The sequence below is a fragment of the Bradyrhizobium sp. SZCCHNR1002 genome, assembly GCF_032381435.1.
GTDB lineage: Bacteria > Pseudomonadota > Alphaproteobacteria > Rhizobiales > Xanthobacteraceae > Bradyrhizobium > Bradyrhizobium aeschynomenes.
Genome location: NZ_JAUHIS010000007.1, coordinates 358,290 through 382,500, shown reverse-complemented (window position 1 = coordinate 382,500; position 24,211 = coordinate 358,290). Strand labels below are relative to the sequence as shown.

The following is a 24,211-nucleotide window of genomic DNA, read 5'->3' as shown; positions in this document are numbered from 1 at the left end:
CGGGATCATCCTAGTCTCCTATTCAAACCCCAAGACCAAAGGTCTTGGAGTTCCGGCTATCGAAGGTGGGTTTCCCCATTCGGAAATCCGCGGATCAAAGCTTCTTCGCAGCTCCCCACGGCTTATCGCAGCGTAGCACGTCCTTCATCGCCTCTCAGCGCCAAGGCATCCACCGAACACCCTTAAGGCACTTGATTGCTCTCATTATCAATGTCCACACACTCGGCAGAATGTTGTCAGCTCCCCACCTGCCCCGAAGGACAAGCGTTAGTGAGCTGCAGGACACTGATTAGAAAGACCAGCTTGCTTCTTAAGATCGAACCGATCGCCGTGCGGTCAAGCGCGGCGAACAGAGTCATTTACAACAGACAGGATGCTTCACAGCTTCCAGCCTGCGCCGAAATGACCCGGAGATAGTGAAGGCGTCGATGCAAAGTCGAACGCGGACCGCTTGCGCGGTGGCGCTCATTGCACGACCCAACTCGGATCGATCTCCTCTTCACGATGTCAGATAACACGCAGTTGCCTGTCGTCCCGGTGAGGACCAGACAATGCGAAATGTTGTCTCGCGGACGAATTGAACACGCTCGATACAGCCCGCCTACGCCCTATCGGGCTCCGGCGCGGCAGCCTTCGCTGCACGGCTGGCTTGCCGAGCCGAAGCAGGCGTAGCCTGCGAAGGCTGGTGGAGCCTGTCGGGATCGAACCGACGACCTCATGCTTGCAAAGCACGCGCTCTCCCAGCTGAGCTAAGGCCCCCTACTCGGAAAGACGAATGCAATGTAGCGCGATCGTCGAGACGATTGGCTTACCAAATGGCTTGCCAGGCGATAGCGCCGGCAGGCGCGAAGATTGGTGGGCCTGGGAAGACTTGAACTTCCGACCTCACGCTTATCAAGCGCGCGCTCTAACCAACTGAGCTACAAGCCCTAACGCTCGAAGCTCGTCACTGCCCTGCCCCGAAAGGCTGATACAGCAACCGCGCAGCCCCAGGCAGCGTGTTCGTCCGCGAAGAAAGAGAAACGAAGACGGCGAAATCCCGCCAATGGAACTCAACCCGATCTGGCGATCGTGCTGGTCCCTGATGTTTCTAAAACAGCTCGATAGTGCGCGATCCGAAGATCGTGACCCGAAGGTCAGACTGAAGAGCCATCCTTAGAAAGGAGGTGATCCAGCCGCAGGTTCCCCTACGGCTACCTTGTTACGACTTCACCCCAGTCGCTGACCCTACCGTGGTCGGCTGCCTCCATTGCTGGTTAGCGCACCGCCTTCAGGTAAAGCCAACTCCCATGGTGTGACGGGCGGTGTGTACAAGGCCCGGGAACGTATTCACCGTGGCGTGCTGATCCACGATTACTAGCGATTCCAACTTCATGGGCTCGAGTTGCAGAGCCCAATCCGAACTGAGACGGCTTTTTGAGATTTGCGAAGGGTTGCCCCTTAGCTTCCCACTGTCACCGCCATTGTAGCACGTGTGTAGCCCAGCCCGTAAGGGCCATGAGGACTTGACGTCATCCCCACCTTCCTCGCGGCTTATCACCGGCAGTCTCCTTAGAGTGCTCAACTAAATGGTAGCAACTAAGGACGGGGGTTGCGCTCGTTGCGGGACTTAACCCAACATCTCACGACACGAGCTGACGACAGCCATGCAGCACCTGTGTTTCGGGCTCCGAAGAGAAGGTCACGTCTCTGCGACCGGTCCCAAACATGTCAAGGGCTGGTAAGGTTCTGCGCGTTGCGTCGAATTAAACCACATGCTCCACCGCTTGTGCGGGCCCCCGTCAATTCCTTTGAGTTTTAATCTTGCGACCGTACTCCCCAGGCGGAATGCTTAAAGCGTTAGCTGCGCCACTAGTGAGTAAACCCACTAACGGCTGGCATTCATCGTTTACGGCGTGGACTACCAGGGTATCTAATCCTGTTTGCTCCCCACGCTTTCGTGCCTCAGCGTCAGTATCGGGCCAGTGAGCCGCCTTCGCCACTGGTGTTCTTGCGAATATCTACGAATTTCACCTCTACACTCGCAGTTCCACTCACCTCTCCCGAACTCAAGATCTTCAGTATCAAAGGCAGTTCTGGAGTTGAGCTCCAGGATTTCACCCCTGACTTAAAGACCCGCCTACGCACCCTTTACGCCCAGTGATTCCGAGCAACGCTAGCCCCCTTCGTATTACCGCGGCTGCTGGCACGAAGTTAGCCGGGGCTTATTCTTGCGGTACCGTCATTATCTTCCCGCACAAAAGAGCTTTACAACCCTAGGGCCTTCATCACTCACGCGGCATGGCTGGATCAGGGTTGCCCCCATTGTCCAATATTCCCCACTGCTGCCTCCCGTAGGAGTTTGGGCCGTGTCTCAGTCCCAATGTGGCTGATCATCCTCTCAGACCAGCTACTGATCGTCGCCTTGGTGGGCCATTACCCCACCAACTAGCTAATCAGACGCGGGCCGATCTTTCGGCGATAAATCTTTCCCCGTAAGGGCTTATCCGGTATTAGCACAAGTTTCCCTGTGTTGTTCCGAACCAAAAGGTACGTTCCCACGCGTTACTCACCCGTCTGCCGCTGACGTATTGCTACGCCCGCTCGACTTGCATGTGTTAAGCCTGCCGCCAGCGTTCGCTCTGAGCCAGGATCAAACTCTCAAGTTGAACTTGAAGCTTTGAACCGGCTGATCACAACGTTTGACGAGGTCCCACCAATCGATCTCCACGCTTCACAGCGCGAAAACCATGGTGTTACCTTTGAAACATTGTCCGCCGAAGTCTTCTCGTCCGATCTCGAAATCAAGCCGAAGCTCAACCCCGAGACCCGCAAGGACTCCGCCGTCCACGTTTCTCTTTCTTCATCTTCACTTGTCAAACAGCCCGGGACCTTGGTCCCACCCTCTCTTGGAGGGGTTCCGCAGCCTTATTCGACGGCGATGGGCAACCGGGTTCTACCGGTTGTGCACCACTCAACGAAGTGAGGAGCAGTATTGGCGCGAATGCTCGCCTCGGTGTGTCCCGAAGCGGCGCCGCGCTCAGTGATCGGGTGTATAGGGGGAGCCGATCGGGGTGTCAACGACCATTTTCATGAAATCGTCGCATCGGGTGATTTTTTTCCGTGCCCCTACGGAAGCCCGATTTCTTGCGGACATCGTGCCCCACTTGGGCCACAATCCTGCGACGATTTGTTAAGCATCGACCTGGGTTGATTTGGGTCCAGCGGGGACGCCATCGATTCAAGGATGATCCAGATCAAGGAAATGGCGAGCCCTTCGCCTGACTCAGACGGCCGAGACGACATCGAGAGATCCTGAAGAACAATAGCGGTTTGCGGCGTCCGGCCTCCTGGCCCAGATGTCTCGAACCGTCAGAAGCGCGCCATCATTCCGAGCCGTTTATCCTGGACGGTACGCCAACCGGCAGCTGAGTGATCTCGGTGCTGACTTTGAACTTGGGGGACGAAGGTTGAACCATCGGACGTCACGCGGGGGGATTGGGCGCGAGATCGGCATGATCGATCTCGGGCATGAGCCGCCGCTATCGGTCGATGGCTCCGAGGCTGCGGTGATCGACCGCCGCCGCGTCTCCGTTCAATGGTTCTCAGGCACGATTCTGACCGGTCTCTGCGGCGCAGCCCTGATCGGCGGCGCCGTTTTCGCATCGCTCGACGGCGAATTGACCTTCGCGCGCATGCCGGAGCGGATGGAGAGCGCGCTGCGCGGCGCGTTTGGCGCCAATGACCGTGTCGCCACATTGCGCAAGAGCGACCGCCTGCCGCCGCCGAGCGAAGCGGCCGCCGCACGCAATGTCGTGCGTGTCTCGACCGTGACCCGCGCCGGAACGCGCGAAGTGATCCGTGTCCGTCCCTATGTGCGGATCTCGGGCAATCTCTCGATGACCACGAGCGATCTATCGTCGAAGATTCCGCCATTCAACGCGCAACGGCTGCTCACCGATACCGACAACGACAAGGCGGGGTCCGGTGAGGATCCCAACAATCCTGCGGCCGTCGAGCCCGACGCCGAGGTGTCCTTCGTCACCAAGGATCTCGCGACCGTGCTGCCCAAGGCGAAGATCGCAGCCTCGGTGGCGCTGGACGAGATCGTCATGCGGGTGCGCGATGCGGCGAACTGGCGCGGCAACAATGGCGGCGTGCGCTATGCGTCGCTCGCCAACGCTGCGGCCGACGCCGCCGGCGCGCAAGGCGGCGATCTGAAGCTGTCCTACGCCAATGACGGCAGCTCGCCCGATCCCTATGCCGGCTTCGAGACCCGCGTGGTGCCGGAAAACGTGACCCTGCTGCCCAAGACCAAGGACCAGATCACCGGCGGCAACCCGCTCGGCGAGCGCGTGCACCTGGTCAAGAAGGGTGACACCGTCGCCTCGATCCTGCGCGATCAGGGCGCCACGCCCGACGAGGCCAGGGCGATCGCCGCCCAGCTCGGCGCCCGCGGCCGCGATGGCGGCCTGAAGGAAGGCGAGAAGCTGCGCATCCTGATGGCGCCGACGAGCCCCGCCCCCGGCGCCCGGCTGCAGCCGGTTCGGGTCATCGTCGCCAACGACAGCATGATCGAAGCGGTCGCCGCGCTGTCGGACCTCGGTAGATACGTCGCGGTCGACGTGCAGAGCATGAATACGGTCACTGAGACCGCCGACAACACCAACGACGACGAGGATGACGGCACCGGCGTCCGCCTCTACCAGAGCATCTACGAGACGGCGATGCGCAACAAGGTGCCGACGCCTGTCATCGACGACATGATCCGGATCTACTCCTACGACGTCGACTTCCAGCGCAAGGTGCAGCCGGGCGACTCGTTCGACGTGTTCTATGCCGGCGACGACGACGACAAGCCGGGCAACAACGACAAGAGCGAAGTGCTGTTCGCCTCGCTGACGGTCGGCGGCGAGACCAAGAAATACTACCGGTTCCAGACCCCCGATGACAGCGTCGTCGACTACTATGACGAGACCGGCAAGAGCGCGAAGAAGTTCCTGGTCCGCAAGCCCGTCAACAACGCCATCATGCGCTCCGGCTTCGGCGGCCGCCGCCACCCGATCCTGGGCTATGTGAAGATGCACACCGGCGTCGACTGGGCCACCGCCTACGGCACGCCGATTTTTGCCTCCGGCAACGGCGTGCTCGAGAAGGTCGGCACCGAAGGCGGCTACGGCAAGTACATCCGCATCAAGCACAACAACGGCTACGAGACGGCCTACGGCCATTTGTCCGCCTTCGCCAAGGGCATGGAGCCCGGCAAGCGCGTCCGTCAGGGCCAGGTCATCGGCTTCGTCGGCTCCACCGGCATGTCGACCGGCCCGCACGTGCACTACGAAATCCTCGTCAACGGCCGCTTCGTCGACCCGATGCGCGTGAAGCTGCCGCGCGGTCGCTCGCTCGAAGGCCAGATCATGGCCGGCTTCGAGAAGGAGCGCGACCGCGTCGACCAGATGATGGCCGGCCGCGGCAACGGCGCCTCGCGCATGTCGGATGCCGGCCCGATCCAGGTGAGCCGTTAAGACGCTAGCTTTCTTGGAGAGGTCTCCAACGACAACGGCCCCCGCTGATGGCTCAGCGGGGGCCGTTTCGATTGGTGTGCTCGGTCAGCGGCCGATCAGTTCAGCTTGCGCTTCGGGATCGGCGCCTCGAACGTCGCGATCTCGGCGGTGCGATGCGCCTTGCCGTTGAAGGTCAGCACGTTGCCTTCCGAGGAGATGGCGACCTTGTCGCCGTCCTTGATGTCGCCGGCGAGGATCATCTCGGCGAGCGGATCCTGCACGCTGCGCTGGATCACCCGCTTCAGCGGACGCGCGCCATAGGCCGGGTCCCAGCCCTTGGCGGCGAGCCAGTCGCGCGCATCGCCATCCAGCGACAGCGTGATCTTGCGCTCCTCCAGCAGCTTCTGGAGCCGCGAGAACTGGATCTCGACGATCCGGCCCATCTCGCTCTTCTGCAGGCGGTGGAACAGGATGATCTCGTCGACGCGGTTCAGGAACTCGGGCCGGAAATGCCCGCGCACCGTGCCCATCACCAGCTCGCGCACCTCGGACGTATCCTCGCCCTCGGGCTGATTGACCAGGAACTCGGAGCCGAGATTGCTGGTCATGATGATCAGCGTGTTGCGGAAGTCGACGGTGCGGCCCTGGCCATCGGTCAGGCGGCCGTCGTCGAGCACCTGCAGCAGCACGTTGAACACATCCGGATGCGCCTTCTCGATCTCGTCGAACAGGACGACCTGATACGGCCGGCGCCGCACGGCCTCGGTCAGCGCCCCGCCCTCGTCATAGCCGACATAGCCGGGAGGCGCGCCGATCAGCCGCGACACCGAGTGCTTCTCCATGTACTCGGACATGTCGAGCCGGACCATCGCAGTCTCGTCGTTGAACAGATACTCGGCGAGCGCCTTGGTCAGCTCGGTCTTGCCGACGCCGGTCGGCCCCAGGAACATGAACGAGCCCATCGGCCGGTTCGGATCCTGCAGCCCGGCGCGCGAACGACGGACGGCGGTCGCGACCGCATGCACGGCCTCGAACTGGCCGACGACGCGCTTGCCGAGGCTGTCCTCCATCCGCAGCAGCTTGTCCTTCTCGCCCTCGAGCATCTTGTCGACCGGCACGCCGGTCCAGCGCGAGACCACCTGCGCGATGTGGTTGGCGGTCACCGCCTCCTCCATCATCTCGCCGCTCGTCTCCTTGGCCTCGATGTCGGCGAGCCGCTTCTCCAGATCGGGGATGCGGCCATAGGCCAGCTCGCCCGCCTTCTGGTACTCGCCGCGGCGCTGTGCGTTGGCCAGTTCGATGCGAAGCGCGTCCAGCTCGCTCTTGAGCTTCTGCGCGTTCGACAGCTTGTCCTTCTCGGCGCTCCACTTCGCCGTCAGCGACGCCGACTTCTCCTCGAGGTCAGCAAGCTCCTTCTCCAGCGCCTGAAGCCGGGTCTTGGAGCCGAGATCGCTCTCCTTCTTCAAGGCCTCCTGCTCGATCTTGAGCCGGATGATCTCGCGGTCGAGCGAGTCGAGCTCCTCGGGCTTGCTATCGACCTGCATCTTCAGCCGCGCCGCCGCCTCGTCCATCAGGTCGATGGCCTTGTCCGGCAGGAATCGGTCGGTGATGTAGCGGTTCGACAGGGTGGCCGATGCCACCAGCGCGGAATCGGTGATGCGCACGCCGTGGTGCTGCTCGTATTTGTCCTTCAGCCCGCGCAGGATCGAGATGGTGTCCTCGACGGTGGGCTCGGTGACGTAGACCGGCTGGAAGCGGCGGGCGAGCGCGGCGTCCTTCTCGACATGCTTCTGATACTCGTCGAGCGTGGTCGCGCCGATACAGTGCAGCTCGCCGCGCGCCAGCGCAGGCTTCAACAGGTTCGACGCATCCATCGCGCCGTCGGCCTTGCCGGCGCCGATCAGGGTGTGCATCTCGTCGATGAACAGCACGAAGGTGCCTTCGGCCGCCGTGACCTCCTGCAGCACGGCCTTCAGCCGCTCCTCGAACTCGCCGCGATATTTGGCGCCGGCGATCAGCGCGCCCAGATCGAGCGACAGCAGCCGCTTGTCCTTCAGGCTCTCCGGCACGTCGCCATTGACGATGCGCAGCGCGAGGCCCTCGACGATCGCGGTCTTGCCGACGCCGGGCTCGCCGATCAGCACGGGATTGTTCTTGGTGCGCCGTGACAGCACCTGGATGGTGCGGCGGATCTCCTCGTCGCGGCCGATCACCGGGTCGAGCTTGCCGTCGCGCGCCGCCTGGGTCAGGTCGCGGGCATATTTCTTCAGCGCATCATAGGCGTTCTCGGCGGTCGCCGAGTCGGCCGTGCGTCCCTTGCGCAAGGATTCGATCGCCGCGTTGAGGTTCTGCGCAGTGACGCCGCCCTTGGCCAGAATGCTTCCGGTCTCGCTCTTGGCATCCAGCGTCAGCCCGAGCAGCAGGCGTTCGACGGTGACGAAACTGTCGCCGGCCTTCTCGGCCGCCTTCTCCGCCGCGTCGAAAGCGCGCGCCAGCTCTGGCGACAGATAGATCTGCCCGGCGCCGCTGCCCGACACTTTCGGCATCTTGTTCAGCGCGTCTTCGGTCGCCTTGAGGATCGCGCGCGAGTTGCCGCCGGCGCGGTCGATCAGGCCGCCCGCGAGTCCCTCGCTATCGTCGAGCAGGACTTTCAGCAGATGCAGCGGCGAGAACTGTTGATGGCCGTCGCGCACCGCCAGAGACTGCGCCGATTGGATGAACCCCCGCGCGCGCTCGGTATATTTGTCGATATTCATGATGTTTCCCTCAGCCTGCTGTGACGCCCCGAAGGCACGGTTCCAGCATCTTCATTGGGTTTCGGTCTGCGCATGTTGACGTCCGTCAACGCCGCGCCAATCCACGTCGCCGGCTTGCGTCCGGCTTGAGAAGAAATGTGGGAAGGCGGCCCGAAAACGGAAGGGGCTGCTTCACAAATTCGTGTGCCCTGGCCGCGGCGACGGGAATCTCCTATGACCCCCGCCATGAGCCAGACTTCTCCTGCCCGCATCGCCGGCCTGTACCGCTATCCCGTCAAGGGCCTTACTCCGGAACCACTGCAGACAGCTCCGTTGCGGGTTGGGCAAACGCTGCCGGCCGATCGCCGCTATGCGCTGGAGAACGGCCCGACCGGGTTCGACCCGGAGGCCCCGGTCTGGAAGCCGAAGACGGCGTATCTGATGCTGATGCGGAACGAGCGGCTGGCCGGCTTCAAGACGCTGTTCGAGGACGTGACCAACGTCCTCACCATCCGCAAGGACGGCGCCATCGTCGCGCAGGGCGATCTCGAAAGCCCGGAGGGGCGCGCCGCCATCGAGCGCTTCTTCGCGACCGAGTTCGCCGGCGAATTGCGCGGTCCGCCGAGACTGCTGTCGGGAGGCGGCTACAGCTTCACGGATCTGGCCCGCAAGGTGGTCTCGATCATCAATCTCGCCTCCGTCGCCGAGATCGAGCAGCTGGTGGGCGCGACCGTGCACCCGCTGCGCTTCCGCGCCAACATCTACGTCACCGGCTGGCCGGCCTGGCACGAGGCCACGCTGATGGGCGAGACCTTGCGCATCGGCGCGGCACGTCTGAAGGTCGTCAAGACCACCACCCGCTGTGCCGCCGTCAACGTCGATCCCAACACCGCGGCGCGCGACCTCGACATCCCGCCCGCGCTGATGCAGGCCCGCGGCAACAATGAATGCGGCATCTACGCCGAGGTGATCGAAGCGGGTGATGTCGCGGTCGGTGACGAACTCGCGGTGGAGCAGCCGCGGCTGGTTTAGCTCGCTCTCACAGCCCGGACAGTGCGCTCCCTCTCCCCGTTCTTCACGGGGAGAGGGCTGGGGTGAGGGGCAGCCACACGAGCGGTGCCGCTTGTCACCGCGAACGCCTCTATCTTCTGATCCTGTTCGTACGTGACCGCGAGACCTCGAACGCATGCGGAAGAGCCTTGCCCGTCCGATGGACCGGCGATCCGGGCCACGCATGTGCCATGCCCCTCACCCGGATTGCTGCGCAATCCGACCTCTCCCCGCGAAGAGCGGGGAGAGGTTGCCCCTGCCGCGCCGAGATGTGTCGGGTTAATTGCGAAGGGCGAAACGCCGTCGCCGCATGACGCCGCAACTAATCCTGATATTCAATCGAGAACTGACGACTGGATCTCGAACACAAGCGTTCGACCCGCCATGCCCCCGCACCGACGGTGCGCTCCCTCGCCCCGTTCTTACGGGGAGAGGGTTGGGGTGAGGGGCAGCCGCACGGGCGGTGCCGCCCTCGTCCAGAACGCCGGACCTATCAGTTCGGCATCACATACGCATAAACGCGGCCGCGCGACACCGCGGTCTCGCGGACGCGGCCGCCATTGTTGCCGGAGATGACGATCGGATTGCCCTGGGCATCGACGCCCGAGACCACGCCGACGTGACCGCCGCCGCGGCGGCTCATGACCGCGATGGCGCCGACCTGCGGGCCGGAGACGCGCTGGCCATAGCTCGCGAAGGAGCGCGCCATGTCGGAGCCGGTGCCGCGATGGCCGGTGCGCTCCAGCACCATGTTCATGAAGCGCGCGCACCACAGGCTGCGCCGGCCAGTGGGATTGCCGCCGCCGATGAAGCTGCGCGCCGCAGAGACGACCGTGCTGCCGCCGAAGCCTCCTGACGACGCCATGCCGTCGGACGCCGAGCCAGGCATCATGAGGCTGGCCTGCGCGTCGGCGACGCCGGTGACCTGCATCCGCGCCACGCCGCGCTCCCAGCGCGACAGCCGGGCGGCGGAGCGACGGTGATGATGATGCCGAGCGTAGTGATGGCCGCCGTGGCTGCGGTGGGCATGATGCCCGGAGCCGTGATGCGGACGGGCCGAAGCCGGTGTTGCGGTGGCGGCAATCACTGCCGAGCACATGGTCAGCGCAACGATATGAAGCGACCGGCGAAGGGTAGACACAACCATACTCAATCCTTCTGTTACTTCCCCCAGTACCCTGACTTGGCACCCCCTGGTCCTCAGCGCGGCCCCTCTGCAAGCCGCCAGCGGGGTCCGTAAAAAGTCGCCGTGTGACGAAACCATGACGATTGGCGGCGAAAAACCGGCGACGAGAGGGTGATTCCGGGCTTATTCTGCGGCCAAAATCAGGCGACGGGACCACCGATTGTCGCGCCTCGCGCGATCAGTCATGCTCCGGCACGCGACACGGGAGGAGCTGAGAATGCCCCATGCGACGGCGAAAGACGGCGTTCGCCTCTATTTTGAAGAGGCCGGCACGGGCACGCCGCTGCTCTTCCTGCACGAGTTCGCGGCCGACCACACCAATTGGGAGCCGCAGCTGCGCTACCTCGCACGCCGCCATCGCTGCATCGCCTACTCGGCCCGCGGCTATACGCCCTCGGACGTGCCGCCATCGCCCGACCTCTACAGCTACGTGCACTTCACCACCGACGCGTTGGCCGTGCTCGATCACCTCGGCATCGACAGCGCGCATTTCGTCGGCCTGTCGATGGGCTCCTACTCGTCGCTGCAGGTGGCGCTGAACGCGCCTGATCGCATCCGCTCCATGGTGCTGGCCGGGGTCGGCTCCGGCTCGGACGTCGCGCAGCTCGAAGCCTTCCGCGCCCAGTGCCGCGCCACCGCCGAGCAGTTCGAGACGCTCGGCTCAGCCGAGACCGCCAAGGTGACGCGCGAAGCCCCCGGCCGCATCCCCTTCCTGGTCAAGGACCCGCGCGGCCACGCCGACTTCTACGCCGCGCTGGCCCGCCACGACGCCAAGGGCTCGGCCAACACCATGCGCGGCTTTCAAGGCGCGAGGCCGTCGATCTACACCATGGCCGACGCGATCCGCCGCGTGCCCACCCCGGCCCTGATCATCTGCGGCGACGAGGACGACGCCTGCATCGAACCCAGCCTCTTCCTCAAGCGGCATCTGCCGGCATCAGGGCTGACGTTCTTCCCGAAGTCCGGCCATGTGCTGAACCTGGAGGAGCCGGCGCTGTTCAACGAGGCAGTGGAGCGGTTCATCGCGCTGGTGGAGGCCGGACGATGGGGGCCGCGTGATCCCCGGTCGATGGCGGGATGAGCCAAAGGACGTCTCCCCCTTCGACCGATCCACCGGCGCCTCGCAGTCCTCCGCTGTCGTCCTGGCGCGCCCTCGCCTCAGATCGCCGCCTCGACCAGCCGCTGCCGCAGCAGCGGCACTGTGAAATCGACGAAGGCGCGCAGCTTCAGCGGCAGCCGGGTCTGGCCGTCATAGACGAGATGCACTGGCCGCGGCGCGGGCTCGAAACGTTCGAGCACGAGCTCCAGCCGGCCGCCGCGAATGTGCTCGACGACCTGATAGGACAACGCCCGCACCAGGCCGGCTCCCGACAGCCCCGCTTCGATCGCCGCATCGATCGTGTTCACCCCGAGGTGCGCGCGGAAGTGCGCGGTGACTTCAGATCCATCGACCAAGAACGGCCAGGCACCGGGCACGGACACGCTCTGGAACGAGATCACGCTGTGCTGCGCCAGATCGTCCGGCGTCATTGGGCGTCCATTGGCGGCGAGATAATCGGGGCCGGCGCAGACCACGTGGCGCACGCTGCCGAGTCGGGTGGCGATCAGGCTGGAATTCGGCAGCTGCCCGATGCGCAGGGCGACGTCCACCTGGTCGTCGAGGAAATGCGCGACACGGTCGGTCATGACGAGATCGACTGCAACATCCGGATAGGCCGCGAGGAAGCGCGTCACGACAGGCAGCGCATGCAGCCGGCCGAACATGATCGGCGCCGTCACGACCAGATCGCCCTTGGGCTCGGAATATTCACCGCTCGCGGCGCGCTCGGCTTCGGCGACCTGCTCCAGGATCACGCGCGCTGCCGCGACATAGGATCGCCCCGCCGGCGTCAGCTCCAGCCCCTTGGCCGAGCGGATCAAGAGCGAGGCCTTCAGATGCGCCTCGAGCTCGGCGACCTTGCGACTGACGGTCGCCAGCGGCAGCCCGAGCGCCCGGCTGGCCTTCGACAGGCTGCCGGCATCAGCCGCAGCGAGAAGCACGGACATCGCATCCAGGCGATCCAAGCAGGGCCCTTTCAATTTTCGGGAGGCACCCTCCTGATCGTATCGACTTCCGCCGATTCTTGGAAGGCATACAACTCGCTGCAACGGCGGCAAACGCCCCCGCCGTCTGACCAGGAGACCCTCATGACCACCAAGACCCGCTACCGCACCGCGACCGTTCACGGCCGCAAGGTGTTCTACCGCGAGGCCGGCGATCCCACCGCCCCGACCATCCTGCTGCTGCACGGCCTGCCGACCAGCAGCCAGATGTTTCGTGACCTGATCCCGGCGCTGGCCGACCGCTTCCACCTCGTCGCACCCGACTACATCGGCTTCGGCCATTCCGCCGCGCCTGATCGAAGCGAGTTCGCCTATACATTCGACAATCTCGCCGCCCATGTCGAAGGCCTCGTCGACGTGCTCGGCCTCGACTCCTACATCCTCTACATGCAGGACTATGGCGGGCCGGTCGGCTTCCGCCTGTTCACGCAACGACCCGAGCGCGTGAAGGGCTTCATCCTGCAAAACACCAACGCTTATATGGAGGGCGTCGGCGAGGCGCCGAAGAAGGTGCTGCTGCCGCTGTGGGAGAAGCGCACGCCTGAGACCGAGGCGCCCGCGCGTGAGCTGCTCAGCCTCGACGGCACCAAATTCCAGTGGCTGGTCGGCGCCAAGGATCCCGAGGCCGTCAATCCCGACAACTGGATCTTCGACCAGGCCCTGCTCGACCGTCCGGGCACTCAGGACTATCAGCTCGATCTGCTGGAGAACTACAAGACCAACGTCGCGCTGTATCCGCAGTGGCAGGCCGCGTTCCGCGTCCACAATCCGAAGACGCTGATCATCTGGGGCCAGCACGACCCGTTCTTCATCCCGCCCGGTGCCCGCGCCTATCTCAACGACCTCTCCGACGTGAAGCTGGTCTGGCTCGACTCCGGCCACTTCGTGCTCGACGAAAACGCGCCGAAGGTCGCCGCGGAGATCAAGGCCGTTTTCGCCGGATAGGCGGCGCCGGCGTCGACGTCATCCATCATGTCCGCAGACGATACGCGCCATCTCAAGCTGGACGCTCGCCCGCGTCGGCATGACAGCGGAGGCTGTCACCACCTTCCTCCGTCATCGCGAGCGCCAGCAAAGCGATCCAGGGGCCACACTGAAGGACTTTACGCGTAACCCCTGGATTGCTTCGTCGCTTCGCTCCTCGCAATGACGACCGGGGCTCATGACATCACCTACTCTCCGATGATCTTGATCAGCGCCCGCTTGCGGCGGCCGCCGTCGAATTCGCCGTAGAAGATCTGCTCCCACGGGCCGAAGTCGAGCTTGCCCTGCGTGATCGCCACCACGACCTCGCGGCCCATGATCTGCCGCTTCATGTGGGCGTCGGCATTGTCCTCGCCGGTGCGGTTGTGGCGATAGCCCGAGACCGGCTCGTGCGGCGCCAGCTTCTCCAGCCACTGCTCGTAGTCGTGATGCAGCCCGCTCTCATCGTCATTGATGAACACCGATGCGGTGATGTGCATGGCGTTGACCAGGACGAGTCCTTCGCGCACGCCGCTCTCCCTGAGCGCCGCTTCGACCTCACCCGTGATGTTGATGAAGGCGCGCCGGCCGGGGATGTCGAACCACAGCTCCTTGCGGAAGGATTTCATGGCGGGGCACCTCATCAGCGTTGGCGTATTTGCCCTCCAATTCTACCAAACTTGCGGCGGCAGCGTCGAGCGCTCGACGACCTCGATCCTGCTGCCGATGCACGACGGGCAATTCCCGCAGGCGCGCCATGCACAAACTGCCCGTCGTGTTAGTTTGTCGCATGGTCCGCACTTGCACCGTCGGGCAAATCAAGCGCAGATTTCCGGCCGTCCCGCCTCACAGCAAGGGGCGTATCGCGGTCGTCACGAACGCTGAGGCGGGATGCGGTGGGCGTGTCGGGTTGCGCGTGAGTTCGCTCGCGCGGACGAACAATCTCGATGCGCACGGTCAAGTCGCGCGGTCCTGATCCTCCGACGCTAGGATCAAGTTGGCGATGAATGTCGCCGACGATGGTGGCCAGAAAGCCCGGCGCACCAGGGAGAACGCGAAGCAGCCGTACAACCATCGCGCAGGGAAGGCCGGGTGTTCCGGCTCGTACCTGTGGTACCTGCCGCCTGCATTTTTTCTCGCAGGCGGGCCATGGGTGCGGCCAGCATCCGGCCTTCCCTGCGCCTCTGCGTTATCGGAGGCGATGACTGACGCAGAGCCCGGGCGCGGATGCGCTGCGGGATCGGCGTCTCACGTCTCACATTGACCGCTCTTTGAAAAGTGAAATCCGCCAACTCCAAGCTCGTCATGGCCGGGCTTGTCCCGGCCATCCACGTCGCTCCGCATCCGCGATCTACATTACAATCGTGTCGTAGAGATCGTCCCAGTCGGGGTTGCTTGCAACGATCAGCCCAACTTTCCACGCTCGCGACCAATGCTTGATGTTGTGCTCGCGCTGGATCGCGCTCTGGATATCGTCGAAGACCTCGAAGTAGACGAGACGCTTCAAGCCATATCGCTTGGTAAAGCCATCAAAGAGGCCGCATCAATGCTGATAGACGCGTTGCACAAGATCGCTGGTCACACCGACGTCGAGCGTGCCATTTGGACGATTGGTCATGAAATACACGTAGCCACCCGCCATTGCGAGATACTACGACGAGACATTGCCACGAGCAACATGCCAACTGATTTGCTCGTCATGCCCGGGCTCCGTCCCGGCCATGACGACGGAGAGAGACGATGACCATCGCTCGCTCCATGCTGGATCGCTATTGGGTTACTCGTCATGCCCGGGCTTGTCCCGGGCATCCACGTGGTTCTCAGCATGCCGGACGACGTGGATGGCCGGGACAAGCCCGGCCATGACGGTGGAGAGAGCGAGCGCCAAACGCCGACAGCGCGCCCGGGACTGCAGTGTCCGAGCCCTACCGCCTCTCCGCCCGGCTCAACAAAAACACCCCCTGCTCGCCGAACATGTTCCAGAACCACCAGGGCATCGCGACGCGCAGCGGACGGCCGTAACTATCCAGCGCCACCGCGCGCTCCATCTTGACGCCGATCTCGTCGCAGAGCTGCACGAAGTCCTTGATGGTGCAGAAATGGATGTTGGGCGTGTCGTACCAGGTGAAGGGCAGATTGTCCGTGCGCGGCATGTGGCCGCCGACGAGCAGTTGCAGGCGCAGCCGCCAGAAGCCGAAATTCGGGAAGGTGACGATGGCGCGGCGGCCGATGCGCAGCAGATTCTCCAGCACGACCTTGGGCTGCCGCGTCGCCTGCAAGGTCTGCGACAGGATCACGTAGTCGAACGCGTCGTCCGGATAATCGACGAGGTCCGTATCGGCGTCGCCCTGCACCACCGCGAGCCCCTTGGCGACGCAATGGTTGACGCCCTCGCGCGACAGCTCGATGCCGCGGCCGTCGATGCCCCGGCTCTCGAGGAGCTGCAGCAGGTCGCCGTCGCCGCAGCCGATGTCGAGCACCTTGGAGCCGCGCTCGACCATGCCGGCCACGAGCAGATGATCGGGCCGATAGGCCAGCACCTCGCCACCAGAAAAGCCGTTCAGCGGCAGCACACCCTGCAGGCTCATGGCTCAGCTCCCCTTCGCGGCGTTGAGGCCACGTGCCTTGCCCGCGGAATCGAGAAACGCGCTGGCGATCTCGAAGAACTCGGGCACATCCAGCAGGAACGCGTCGTGCCCCCGGTCGGTCTCGATCTCGGCGAACGACACCCGCGCGCTGGACGCGTTGAGCGCATGCACCAGCGCCCGCGATTCCGAGGTCGGAAACAGCCAGTCGCTGGTGAACGAGACCACGCAGAAGCGGGTCTGGATGCCGCGGAACGCCGCAGCCAGCACGCCGTCATGATCCGCGGCGATGTCGAAATAATCCATCGCGCGCGTCAGATAGAGATAGGAGTTGGCATCGAAGCGCTCGACAAAGGACGAGCCCTGGTAGCGCAGATAGCTCTCGACCTGGAAATCGGCGTCGAACGAAAAGGTCGGCAGCTCGCGGTCCTGCATGCGGCGGCCGAACTTGCGATGCAGGGCGGCGTCCGACAGATAGGTGATGTGCGCGGCCATCCGCGCCACCGCGAGGCCGCGATGCGGATGCGTGGCCTTGTCGGCATAGCGGCCGTGATCCCAGTCCGGATCGGCCATCACGGCCTGGCGGCCGAGCTCATGGAAGGCGATGTTCTGCGCCGAGTGCCGTGTCGCGCAGGCGATCGCGAGATTCGCGAACACGCGGTGTGGATAGGCCACCGTCCATTGCAGCGCCTGCATGCCGCCCATCGAGCCGCCGACCACGGCGAACAGGGTGTCGATGCCGAGATGATCGATCAGCATCGCCTGCGCCCGCACCATGTCGGGGATGGTGATGATCGGGAAGTCGAGGCCCCACACCTTGCCCGTCGCCGGGTTCAACGAGGCCGGCCCGGTCGAACCCATGCAGCCGCCGATCACGTTGGAGCAGATGATGAAGTAGCGCGCCGGATCGAGCGGCCGCCCCGGACCGACCAAGGTCTCCCACCAGCCGGGCTTGCCGGTGACCGGATGGCGGTTGGCGACATGCTGGTCGCCGGTCAGCGCGTGGCAGATCAGCACCGCGTTCGATCTGTCGGCGTTGAGCTCGCCATAGGTCTGGTAGGCGATCTGGAACGGCGCGAGGTCGACGCCGCAATCCAGCTTGAGCGGCTTGTCGGCGCCGAACTGCGCGACCAGCGAGCTCGGATGGTCGACCTCGTGCGAACGCTCTTCCGGCGCAACCCTGCGCAATGCGGAGGTGGATTTCGGCGTCAGGCCTGTCATGTCTCTCACCCCGGCCATTCCGCCGGAGCTCCCGAACCACGTGACATATCAGGCCATGAAAAACCCGGCCTGAACTGGGGTTCGGCCGGGATCGATAACGTCCCCGGCCTGTTTAGCGAGTTTTTTAACGTGGCTGCAAGCCGGCCGGCTCAAATGACCACGGAACGAGCAGAAACTAGTCCCGCGGGCGCTCCTCGTCAAGGCAAGCTGGGGTTGACCGCCGCTCGGGCGCCCCACCGCTGCAGTCGGGGCAAGCCTAGGCAGCACAAGGTAAACTTGCTGTTGCGCGCGCCCACCGCATCGGAGAGAACGGCATCCGTTCCCTGTGGCCGCGCGTTTCCCCGTGGCCTCGCGAAGAGTGACACGGACCATGTCGAACCCGCCGCCCGCCCCGCCCTCGCTCGCCGACCTGCGCAAGGAGATCGACGCGATCGACGAGCAGGTGCATCACCTGCTGATGAACCGGGCCGACATCATCGACCGGCTGATCAAGGTCAAGAAGACCCAGGAGGTCGGCTCGGCGTTCCGCCCGGCGCGCGAGGCCGACATGATGCGCCGGCTGGTGCAGCGGCATCGCGGCATCCTGCCGCTCGACACGGTCGAGGGCATCTGGCGCGTGATCGTCTCGACCTTCACCTATGTGCAGGCGCCGTTCTCGGTGCATGCCGACGTGTCGGTCGGCGAATCCGCAATGCGCGATTCAGCCCGGTTCCATTTCGGCTTCGTGGTGCCTTATGTCGCGCATTTCAGCGCCCAGGCCGCGGTCGAGGCGGTGGCGCGCTCGAAGGGCGATCTGGCGCTGGTCTCGACGACCTCGGGCCATACGCCGTGGTGGATCACGCTGGAGCCCGTGGGCGCACCGAAGATCATTGCGCGGCTGCCGTTCATCGAGCGCGCCGACCATCCAGCGGCGCTGCCGGTGTTCGCAGTGTCGCGTGTCGCCGACGATGCGCTGGTGCTGGAGGTCGAGACCTGGAGCATCCGCGTGTCCGGCTGGAACGCCCAGGTGTCGCGGGCGCTGTCGCCGCTCGCCGACGTCATCGCGGTGCCCGATACCGCTTTCGACGGCGCTGCGCTGCTGGTGTCGATCGAGGCGCCCGCGAACCTCGAAAAAATCAAGGCAGCCCTGATCGCGGCAGGCGCCTCGGTACGCTCCGCAGCCCTCGTCGGCGGCCACGCGAAACGCTATACGGTTCCCAGCTGAGGCCGCCTTGCGCCCCTCCCAAGACATTCTCCGGAGTTGACGATGTCCCGTCCCGTGCCGAACCCCGGCATCCTCGATATTGCGCCCTACACGCCCGGCAAGAGCCCGAAGCCGGAGCCCGGCCGCAAGGTCTTCAAGCTGTCGGCCAACGAGACCCCATTCGGTCCGTCGCCCAAGGCGATCGAGGCCTTCAAGAGCGCGGCCGGCCATCTCGAGGATTATCCTGAAGGCACCTCGCGGGTGCTGCGCGAGGCCATCGGTCGCACCTACGGCCTCGACCCCGACCGCATCGTCTGCGGCGCCGGCTCCGACGAGATCCTCAACCTGCTGGCCCACACCTTCCTGGGCCAGGGCGACGAGGCGATCTCGACCACGCACGGCTTTCTGGTCTATCCGATCGCGACCATGGCCTGCGGCGCCAAGAGCGTGGTCGCCGCCGAAAAGGAGTATCGCACCGACGTCGACGCGATCCTCGCCGCGGTGACGCCGCGCACCAAGCTGGTGTGGCTCGCCAACCCCAACAACCCGACCGGCACCTATATCCCGTTCGACGAGGTCAAGCGGCTGCGTGCCGGCCTGCCCTCGCACGTCGTGCTGGTGCTCGACGCCGCCTATGCCGACTACGTCTCGCGCAACGACTATGAGTTCGGCATCGAGCTGGTCGCGACGACCGAGAACACCGTGGTCACGCACACCTTTTCCAAGATCCACGGCCTCGCCGCGCTTCGCGTCGGCTGGATGTTCGGCCCGGCGCACATCGTCGACGCCATCAACCGTATTCGCGGGCCCTTCAACGTCTCCTCGCCGGCGATGCTCGCAGCCGTCGCGGCGATCGAGGACACCGCGCATCAGCAGATGTCGAAGACGCACACGGAAACGTGGCGCAACCTGCTCACCGAGGAGATCGGCAAGCTCGGGCTCAAGGTGACGCCGAGCGTCACCAACTTCATCCTGATCCACTTCCCGGCCGAGAACGGCAAGACCGCGGTGGAGGCGGACGAGTTCCTGACCCGCCGCGGCCTCGTGCTGCGCGCGCTCGCCAACTACAAGCTGCCGAACGCGCTGCGCATGACGATCGGCACCGAGGAAGCCAACCGTCTCGTGATCGAGGCTCTCAGCGATTTCATGGGGGCGAGGTGAGCGTCGCCGGACGGTTCGAACGCGTCGCGCTGATCGGCTTCGGCCTGATCGGCGGCTCGATCGCACGTGCGGCCAGGCTGCAGGGCGTGGCGGGCGAGATCATCACCACGGCGCGTTCGGAGAAGACCCGCGCCCGCGTCGCCGAGCTCGGACTCGTCGACCGCGTCGTCGCTAGCAATGCGGACGCCGTGAAGGACGCCGATCTCGTCATCCTCTGCATTCCCGTCGGCGCCTGCGGCCCGGTCGCGGCAGAGATCGCGCCGCATCTGAAGCCCGGCGCCGTCGTTTCCGACGTCGGCTCGGTGAAGGGCGCCATCGTCCGCGACATGGCCCCGCATCTGCCAGCGAATGTGCACTTCGTGCCGGCGCATCCGGTGGCGGGCACCGAGAATTCGGGCCCCGACTCCGGCTTTGCCGAGCTGTTCATCAACCGCTGGTGCATCCTGACGCCGCCGGACGGCGTCGATGCCGGCGCGATCGATCGTCTTCGCGCGTTCTGGGCTGCACTCGGCGCCAAGGTCGAGATCATGACGCCGGATCATCACGACCGCGTGCTCGCGATCACCAGCCATCTGCCGCATCTGATCGCCTACACCATCGTCGGCACAGCGGATGAGCTGGCGCAGGTGACGGAGTCCGAGGTGATCAAGTTCTCCGCCGGCGGCTTCCGCGATTTCACCCGCATCGCCGCGTCAGATCCGACGATGTGGCGCGACATCTTCCTGAGCAACAAGGACGCCGTGCTCGACATGCTCGGCACCTTCACCGAGGACCTGTCGAAGCTGACGCGGGCGATCCGGCGAGGCGACGGCGAGGCGCTGTTCGATCACTTCACCCGCACCCGCGCGATCCGCCGCGGCATCGTCGACATCGGCCAGGATTCGGCGGCGCCGGATTTCGGCCGGCCGCTGCCGCAGCTCAAGAAGCCCTGAGATCAGAACAGCGGAGGGACGCGGGCGACCTTGAACGGACCGAGCACCACCGCCCCGTCGGAGAAGCGCAACGGGAAGGTCCGCGCCTTGCGGCCCTCCAGCGTGGCCTCCTTGCCGAGCGCATTGATCCCGGCGGCGACACCGACATTGGCGTTCTGCTTGACCACCTTGCCGAGGCCGGGAATGGCGCGGTCGAGCGCCCCGATCAGATTGCTGACGTCCTGCGACTTCACGCCGGGCGCGACGCGATCCAGCGTCGCCTGCGGCACGCCGTTCTCGAGCATCTTGTCGAGGCCGAGCGCCGGGATGACCTTTTCAATTCCAGCCACCGTCATCTGCACCTCGCCGTCGATATTGCCGTTGGCGGTAAGGGTCAGCGTGCCTGCGGCCACGGCGAGCAGTTCGCCCTGCTGGATGCGCGCCTGGACGATCTCGACATGACCGCCGGCCGCCTGGATCTCGCGAAACCGCTCCGGCCAGGGTTTGGGGCGGAAATCCTTCAGCCCCGTGACCCGGCCCTGGATATCGGCATTGAACGGCTCGGCGAGCAGCGGATGGGCACCCTGGATGCTGCCGCCCGCGATCTGCAGCGACGTCTCCAGCACCGGGTGGTCGGACGGCGTGCCCTCGGCGAGCCGGCCGTGCAATTCGGCGTGATCGGCCCGCGCGGCGGGCACGGCGGCGGCCCCCTCAATGCGGTCGACGGTCGGTTGCTCGAACACGAGATCGGCCCGCTGCGGCGGCCCGGGGAGGCCACGAACGCTGGCCTGCCCCACGCTCCAATTGACGGCATAGGACGCCGGCCCGCGCCCATCAGCGATGGTTGCCGGTCCCTTGAACTCCGCAATGATCCGCTGCGGGTCCCACACCTGGGCGACGACCAGAATCTCGTCGAGCTTGGCATTCATCAGCGGCGTGCCGGCCGCCTGCGAGAACAAGGCGACGCTCGGGTCGGCGCAGCGGACCTCGAGCCGGAACGGGAAACCGGCGACGGACCGCTTCGCGCAATCATAGACGCGGCCCGACTTCGCCTCGCGCGCGCGCCAAGCGTCGGCCTGGACATCGACCTGCGAAGCGGCGAAGAACCAGAAGGCGCTCCACGCCACGCCGGCGATCAGGAGCAGGGCGGGGGCAAGGAACAGCCCCCAGAGCGGGCGCCTGCGGCGCGCTTGTGGCAAACGAGACATGCAGGACACCCTTTGGGCAGCAATTTTGGCGATTCCGCGATCACGGATTGTGTACATAAGTTAACAATTCGCGAGCATCACACTTAGGCTTCCGCTGCCATGTCCGCAATGACCCTCTCCCCACGCGACCTTCCCCACGGCGATCTCTGGGTGTTCGGCTATGGCTCGCTGATGTGGCGCCCCGGCTTCGACTTTGTCGAGCAGGTGCCCGCACGCCTGATCGGCGAGCATCGCGCGCTGTGCGTCTATTCCTTCGTCCATCGCGGAACACCGGAGAAGCCGGGCCTCGTGCTCGGTCTCGATCGCGGCGGCGCGTGTCGCGGCATTGCGTTTCGTGTGGCCGAAAACAAGCGCGACGAGACGATTGCGTATCTGCGCGCGCGCGAGCAGGTGACCTCGGTGTATCGCGAGGTGACCCGATCGGTGTGGCTGGAGAACGACGCGCGCGAGCGGGTGAGCGCGCTGGTGTATGTGGTCGATCGCGGCCATGTGCAATATGCCGGCCGGCTGTCGCCGCAGGAGCAGCTGCGCCATGTGCGGCAGGGTCACGGCCAGTCCGGCGCCAACCGCGACTACGTGCTCGCGACGGTGAAGGCGATCGAGGCGCAGGGATTTCGCGACACGCAGCTGCATCGGCTCGCGATGATGCTGCACGACGACGGTCACTCGCTTCACCCGGCCTCAGGACATCAGGCATAGCGAGCTTCAGGCTTTCGCCTCTGCCGGCACGCGGCCGAACAGCTGGGCCTGCTCCGCCTGCCCGGCCGCCACGAGACGGTTGGTTGCATCCTCGATGACGCTCTCGACGCGAACCATGAATTCATGCCGCGACAGGCCCGGCGGCAGGGGATCGAGAAACTCCACCACCAGGGTCCCGGGATAGCGCAGGAACGTGCGGCGCGGCCAGAACAGACCCGAATTGAGCGCGACCGGCAGACAGGGCACGCCGCAATCGACATAGATCGCGCCGACGCCGGCCTTGTAGTCCGGCGGCGCGCCGGGCGAGCGCCGCGTTCCCTCCGGAAAGATCAGGAACTGGCGACCGTGCTTCACCTCCTCGGCCGCCCTCCGCATCACCTGCTTCAAGGCGCGCGCGCCCGAGCTGCGGTCGATCGCGACCATGTTCGCCTTGACCAGGTACTGCCCGAACAGCGGGATGCGCAGCAGCTCGCGCTTGAGCACGAAGAACGGCTGGTCGAAGAAATGCAGCAGCGAGATCGTCTCCCACATCGACTGGTGCTTGGCGGCGACGATCAGCGGTCCCTTGGGGATCTTCTCGGCGCCGCGATATTCGACGCGGATGTTGCAGATGGCGCGCATCAACAGAATGTTGCTCTGCGCCCACCAGTTCGCGACGCGCAGCAGCGCCTTTCGCGACATCGCCAGGGTCGGCAGCGCGACCAGCAGCCAGAACACGAAGTTCGGGTAGAACAGGATGTTGAACAGGAGCGAGCGCAGGAAGATCGAGACCATCAGAAACCCAGTTCAATTGGCTTGCGCCGTCGCCGGCCGGCGCGACACCGAGCCGGTCGGCAGCTCGCTCTCGGGCACCAGATCGATGCCGAGGTCGGCGAGCCGCAGCCGGGCCTCGGCGGCAACGTATTTGACATATTCGGACAGCAGCAGGCGAAGGGTCGGTCCGCTGGTCCACCACGGCTCATCCCGCCATTTCTCGCCGACGACGGCATAGGGAATGAGATCCATGCTCGGCATCGCATGCGACAGCTCCACGATGGCCCGCGGCATGTGATAGTTCGACGTCACGACGACCAGCGACTTGAACCCCCGTTCGGCCGCCCAGCGCCGCGTCTGGGCCGCGTTGCTGCGGGTGTTGATGGCGGAATAATCCAGATCGACGCAGCAATTGATGAACGATCGCGCCTCCGGCAGCGAGCGGGTGATATCGCTGGCCTCGTTGGTGGGGTGGACCCCGGAAATCAGCAGTCTGCGGCCATAGCCGCCGGCCAGCAGCTCGACCGCATCCGACACCCGCGAGGAGCCTCCCGTCAGGACCACGATGCCGTCGGCCTTGCGCTCGGGCTTGATCTCGGCGCCGCGCAGCTGCGACAGAAAACCGATGAAGCCGACGGCCGCGACGAAGAAGCCGACCGCGAGCATGGCCACGACGCCCGCGAACGTCCGGCCCACCACCACGAGGAGCGGCAGCTTGCGGCTGCTATCGTCGGTCTCAGACCCCATGCTGCGCTTGGCGATTCCTTGCCTGCCCGCGCGCGGCGCCATGCCGTCGCGCAATCCCGTCGTTCAAGTCCGGGAGCGCAGGCGGGTTTCGCCGGCATCCCGATCACGTTCGCTCGCCGCCGATCCTGTCGCGCGCCCTCAACCGTGTTCGTGACCCAGCTCACCCCATCTTGCCTCATCCCGGCGCGGACGATTCTAGGCGGTTTTCGGGCCGAGTGAAATC

General features: G+C 65.0%; 17 protein-coding genes, 2 tRNA genes, 2 rRNA genes, 1 pseudogene and 1 riboswitch (1 of these 23 running past the window's edge). Of the genes and pseudogenes, 8 read left to right on the top strand and 14 right to left on the bottom strand.

Annotation, left to right across the window (positions count from 1 at the left end; all coding sequences use genetic code 11):
• The 4 genes from QX108_RS29170 to QX108_RS29155 form a co-directional block, all read right to left on the bottom strand.
• Window positions 1-197 (bottom strand): 23S ribosomal RNA (locus tag QX108_RS29170); it reaches 2,648 nt to the left of the window's first position.
• Between the two features lie 486 nt (window positions 198-683).
• Window positions 684-759: transfer RNA gene (locus QX108_RS29165), tRNA-Ala, on the bottom strand.
• Window positions 760-853: 94 nt separating this feature from the next.
• A tRNA-Ile gene (locus tag QX108_RS29160) sits at window positions 854-930 on the bottom strand.
• Between the two features lie 229 nt (window positions 931-1,159).
• A 16S ribosomal RNA gene (locus tag QX108_RS29155) occupies window positions 1,160-2,648 on the bottom strand.
• Together the 16S and 23S rRNA genes with 2 tRNA genes alongside form the textbook arrangement of a ribosomal RNA operon.
• An 801-nt stretch (window positions 2,649-3,449) precedes the next feature.
• Here QX108_RS29155 and QX108_RS29150 point away from each other — a divergent pair.
• Window positions 3,450-5,504, top strand: coding sequence for a M23 family metallopeptidase (locus QX108_RS29150; RefSeq protein WP_315722026.1), 2,055 nt, complete (start codon window positions 3,450-3,452; stop codon window positions 5,502-5,504).
• A 95-nt stretch (window positions 5,505-5,599) separates the two neighbouring features.
• Here QX108_RS29150 and clpB read toward each other — a convergent pair whose 3' ends face one another.
• Entirely contained in the window at window positions 5,600-8,239 is a 2,640-nt protein-coding gene (gene clpB / locus QX108_RS29145) for an ATP-dependent chaperone ClpB (protein ID WP_315784065.1), read from the bottom strand.
• Window positions 8,240-8,464: 225 nt separating this feature from the next.
• On the opposite strand from clpB, the gene QX108_RS29140 reads away from it, so the two are divergent.
• Entirely contained in the window at window positions 8,465-9,250 is a 786-nt protein-coding gene (locus QX108_RS29140) for an MOSC domain-containing protein (protein WP_409998563.1), read from the top strand.
• 511 nt (window positions 9,251-9,761) lie between these two features.
• Here the strand turns inward: QX108_RS29140 and QX108_RS29135 are convergent.
• The gene (locus tag QX108_RS29135) at window positions 9,762-10,415 is read right to left on the bottom strand and encodes a TIGR02594 family protein (protein WP_172115594.1); all 654 of its coding nucleotides are present in this window, start codon (window positions 10,413-10,415) and stop codon (window positions 9,762-9,764) included.
• 256 nt (window positions 10,416-10,671) lie between these two features.
• Between QX108_RS29135 and QX108_RS29130 the strand changes: the two genes are divergently transcribed.
• Window positions 10,672-11,535 (top strand): alpha/beta hydrolase, encoded by an 864-nt coding sequence (locus tag QX108_RS29130; protein WP_315784057.1) that lies wholly within the window; start codon window positions 10,672-10,674, stop codon window positions 11,533-11,535.
• A 77-nt stretch (window positions 11,536-11,612) separates the two neighbouring features.
• On the opposite strand, the gene QX108_RS29125 is transcribed toward QX108_RS29130, so the two are convergent.
• Window positions 11,613-12,518: a LysR family transcriptional regulator gene (locus QX108_RS29125; RefSeq protein ID WP_315784054.1), complete on the bottom strand. Its 906-nt coding sequence runs from the start codon at window positions 12,516-12,518 to the stop codon at window positions 11,613-11,615.
• Between the two features lie 123 nt (window positions 12,519-12,641).
• On the opposite strand from QX108_RS29125, the gene QX108_RS29120 reads away from it, so the two are divergent.
• Complete coding sequence (locus tag QX108_RS29120) at window positions 12,642-13,502, top strand: alpha/beta fold hydrolase (protein ID WP_315784051.1); 861 nt, start codon at window positions 12,642-12,644, stop codon at window positions 13,500-13,502.
• 227 nt (window positions 13,503-13,729) lie between these two features.
• On the opposite strand, the gene QX108_RS29115 is transcribed toward QX108_RS29120, so the two are convergent.
• The 4 genes and pseudogenes from QX108_RS29115 to QX108_RS29100 all read right to left on the bottom strand — a co-directional run bounded on the left by QX108_RS29115 (window position 13,730) and on the right by QX108_RS29100 (window position 17,326).
• On the bottom strand, window positions 13,730-14,149 hold the full coding sequence (locus QX108_RS29115; RefSeq protein ID WP_315722032.1) for a secondary thiamine-phosphate synthase enzyme YjbQ: 420 nt from the start codon (window positions 14,147-14,149) through the stop codon (window positions 13,730-13,732).
• Window positions 14,150-14,871: 722 nt separating this feature from the next.
• Window positions 14,872-15,162, bottom strand: a pseudogene (locus tag QX108_RS29110) (GIY-YIG nuclease family protein).
• Between the two features lie 283 nt (window positions 15,163-15,445).
• Window positions 15,446-16,108 carry a methionine biosynthesis protein MetW gene (gene metW / locus QX108_RS29105; protein WP_315722033.1) on the bottom strand — a complete coding sequence of 221 codons (663 nt, stop codon included), beginning with the start codon at window positions 16,106-16,108 and terminating at the stop codon, window positions 15,446-15,448.
• Between the two features lie 3 nt (window positions 16,109-16,111).
• Window positions 16,112-17,326: a homoserine O-acetyltransferase gene (locus tag QX108_RS29100; RefSeq protein WP_315784046.1), complete on the bottom strand. Its 1,215-nt coding sequence runs from the start codon at window positions 17,324-17,326 to the stop codon at window positions 16,112-16,114.
• Window positions 17,327-17,417: 91 nt separating this feature from the next.
• A riboswitch (SAM riboswitch) is annotated at window positions 17,418-17,497 on the bottom strand.
• Between the two features lie 199 nt (window positions 17,498-17,696).
• On the opposite strand from QX108_RS29100, the gene QX108_RS29095 reads away from it, so the two are divergent.
• The 3 genes from QX108_RS29095 to QX108_RS29085 are packed head-to-tail and all read left to right on the top strand — an operon-like array spanning window position 17,697 to window position 20,602.
• Window positions 17,697-18,530 (top strand): chorismate mutase, encoded by an 834-nt coding sequence (locus tag QX108_RS29095; protein ID WP_315784043.1) that lies wholly within the window; start codon window positions 17,697-17,699, stop codon window positions 18,528-18,530.
• 42 nt (window positions 18,531-18,572) lie between these two features.
• Window positions 18,573-19,670, top strand: coding sequence for a histidinol-phosphate transaminase (hisC, locus tag QX108_RS29090; RefSeq protein ID WP_315784039.1), 1,098 nt, complete (start codon window positions 18,573-18,575; stop codon window positions 19,668-19,670).
• A complete protein-coding gene (locus QX108_RS29085; RefSeq protein ID WP_315722037.1) occupies window positions 19,667-20,602 on the top strand; it encodes a prephenate/arogenate dehydrogenase family protein in 936 nt (311 codons plus the stop codon). The genes hisC and QX108_RS29085 overlap by 4 nt, the downstream gene beginning before the upstream one ends.
• Before the next feature lie 2 nt (window positions 20,603-20,604).
• Here QX108_RS29085 and QX108_RS29080 read toward each other — a convergent pair whose 3' ends face one another.
• On the bottom strand, window positions 20,605-21,789 hold the full coding sequence (locus QX108_RS29080) for a DUF2125 domain-containing protein (RefSeq protein WP_315784036.1): 1,185 nt from the start codon (window positions 21,787-21,789) through the stop codon (window positions 20,605-20,607).
• 108 nt (window positions 21,790-21,897) lie between these two features.
• Between QX108_RS29080 and QX108_RS29075 the strand changes: the two genes are divergently transcribed.
• A complete protein-coding gene (locus QX108_RS29075; protein WP_315784163.1) occupies window positions 21,898-22,488 on the top strand; it encodes a gamma-glutamylcyclotransferase in 591 nt (196 codons plus the stop codon).
• A gap of 6 nt (window positions 22,489-22,494) precedes the next feature.
• On the opposite strand, the gene QX108_RS29070 is transcribed toward QX108_RS29075, so the two are convergent.
• Window positions 22,495-23,262, bottom strand: coding sequence for a lysophospholipid acyltransferase family protein (locus QX108_RS29070; RefSeq protein WP_315784033.1), 768 nt, complete (start codon window positions 23,260-23,262; stop codon window positions 22,495-22,497).
• Window positions 23,263-23,274: 12 nt separating this feature from the next.
• Complete coding sequence (locus tag QX108_RS29065) at window positions 23,275-23,988, bottom strand: YdcF family protein (RefSeq protein ID WP_315784031.1); 714 nt, start codon at window positions 23,986-23,988, stop codon at window positions 23,275-23,277.
• Between the last annotated feature and the right edge of the window lie 223 nt (window positions 23,989-24,211).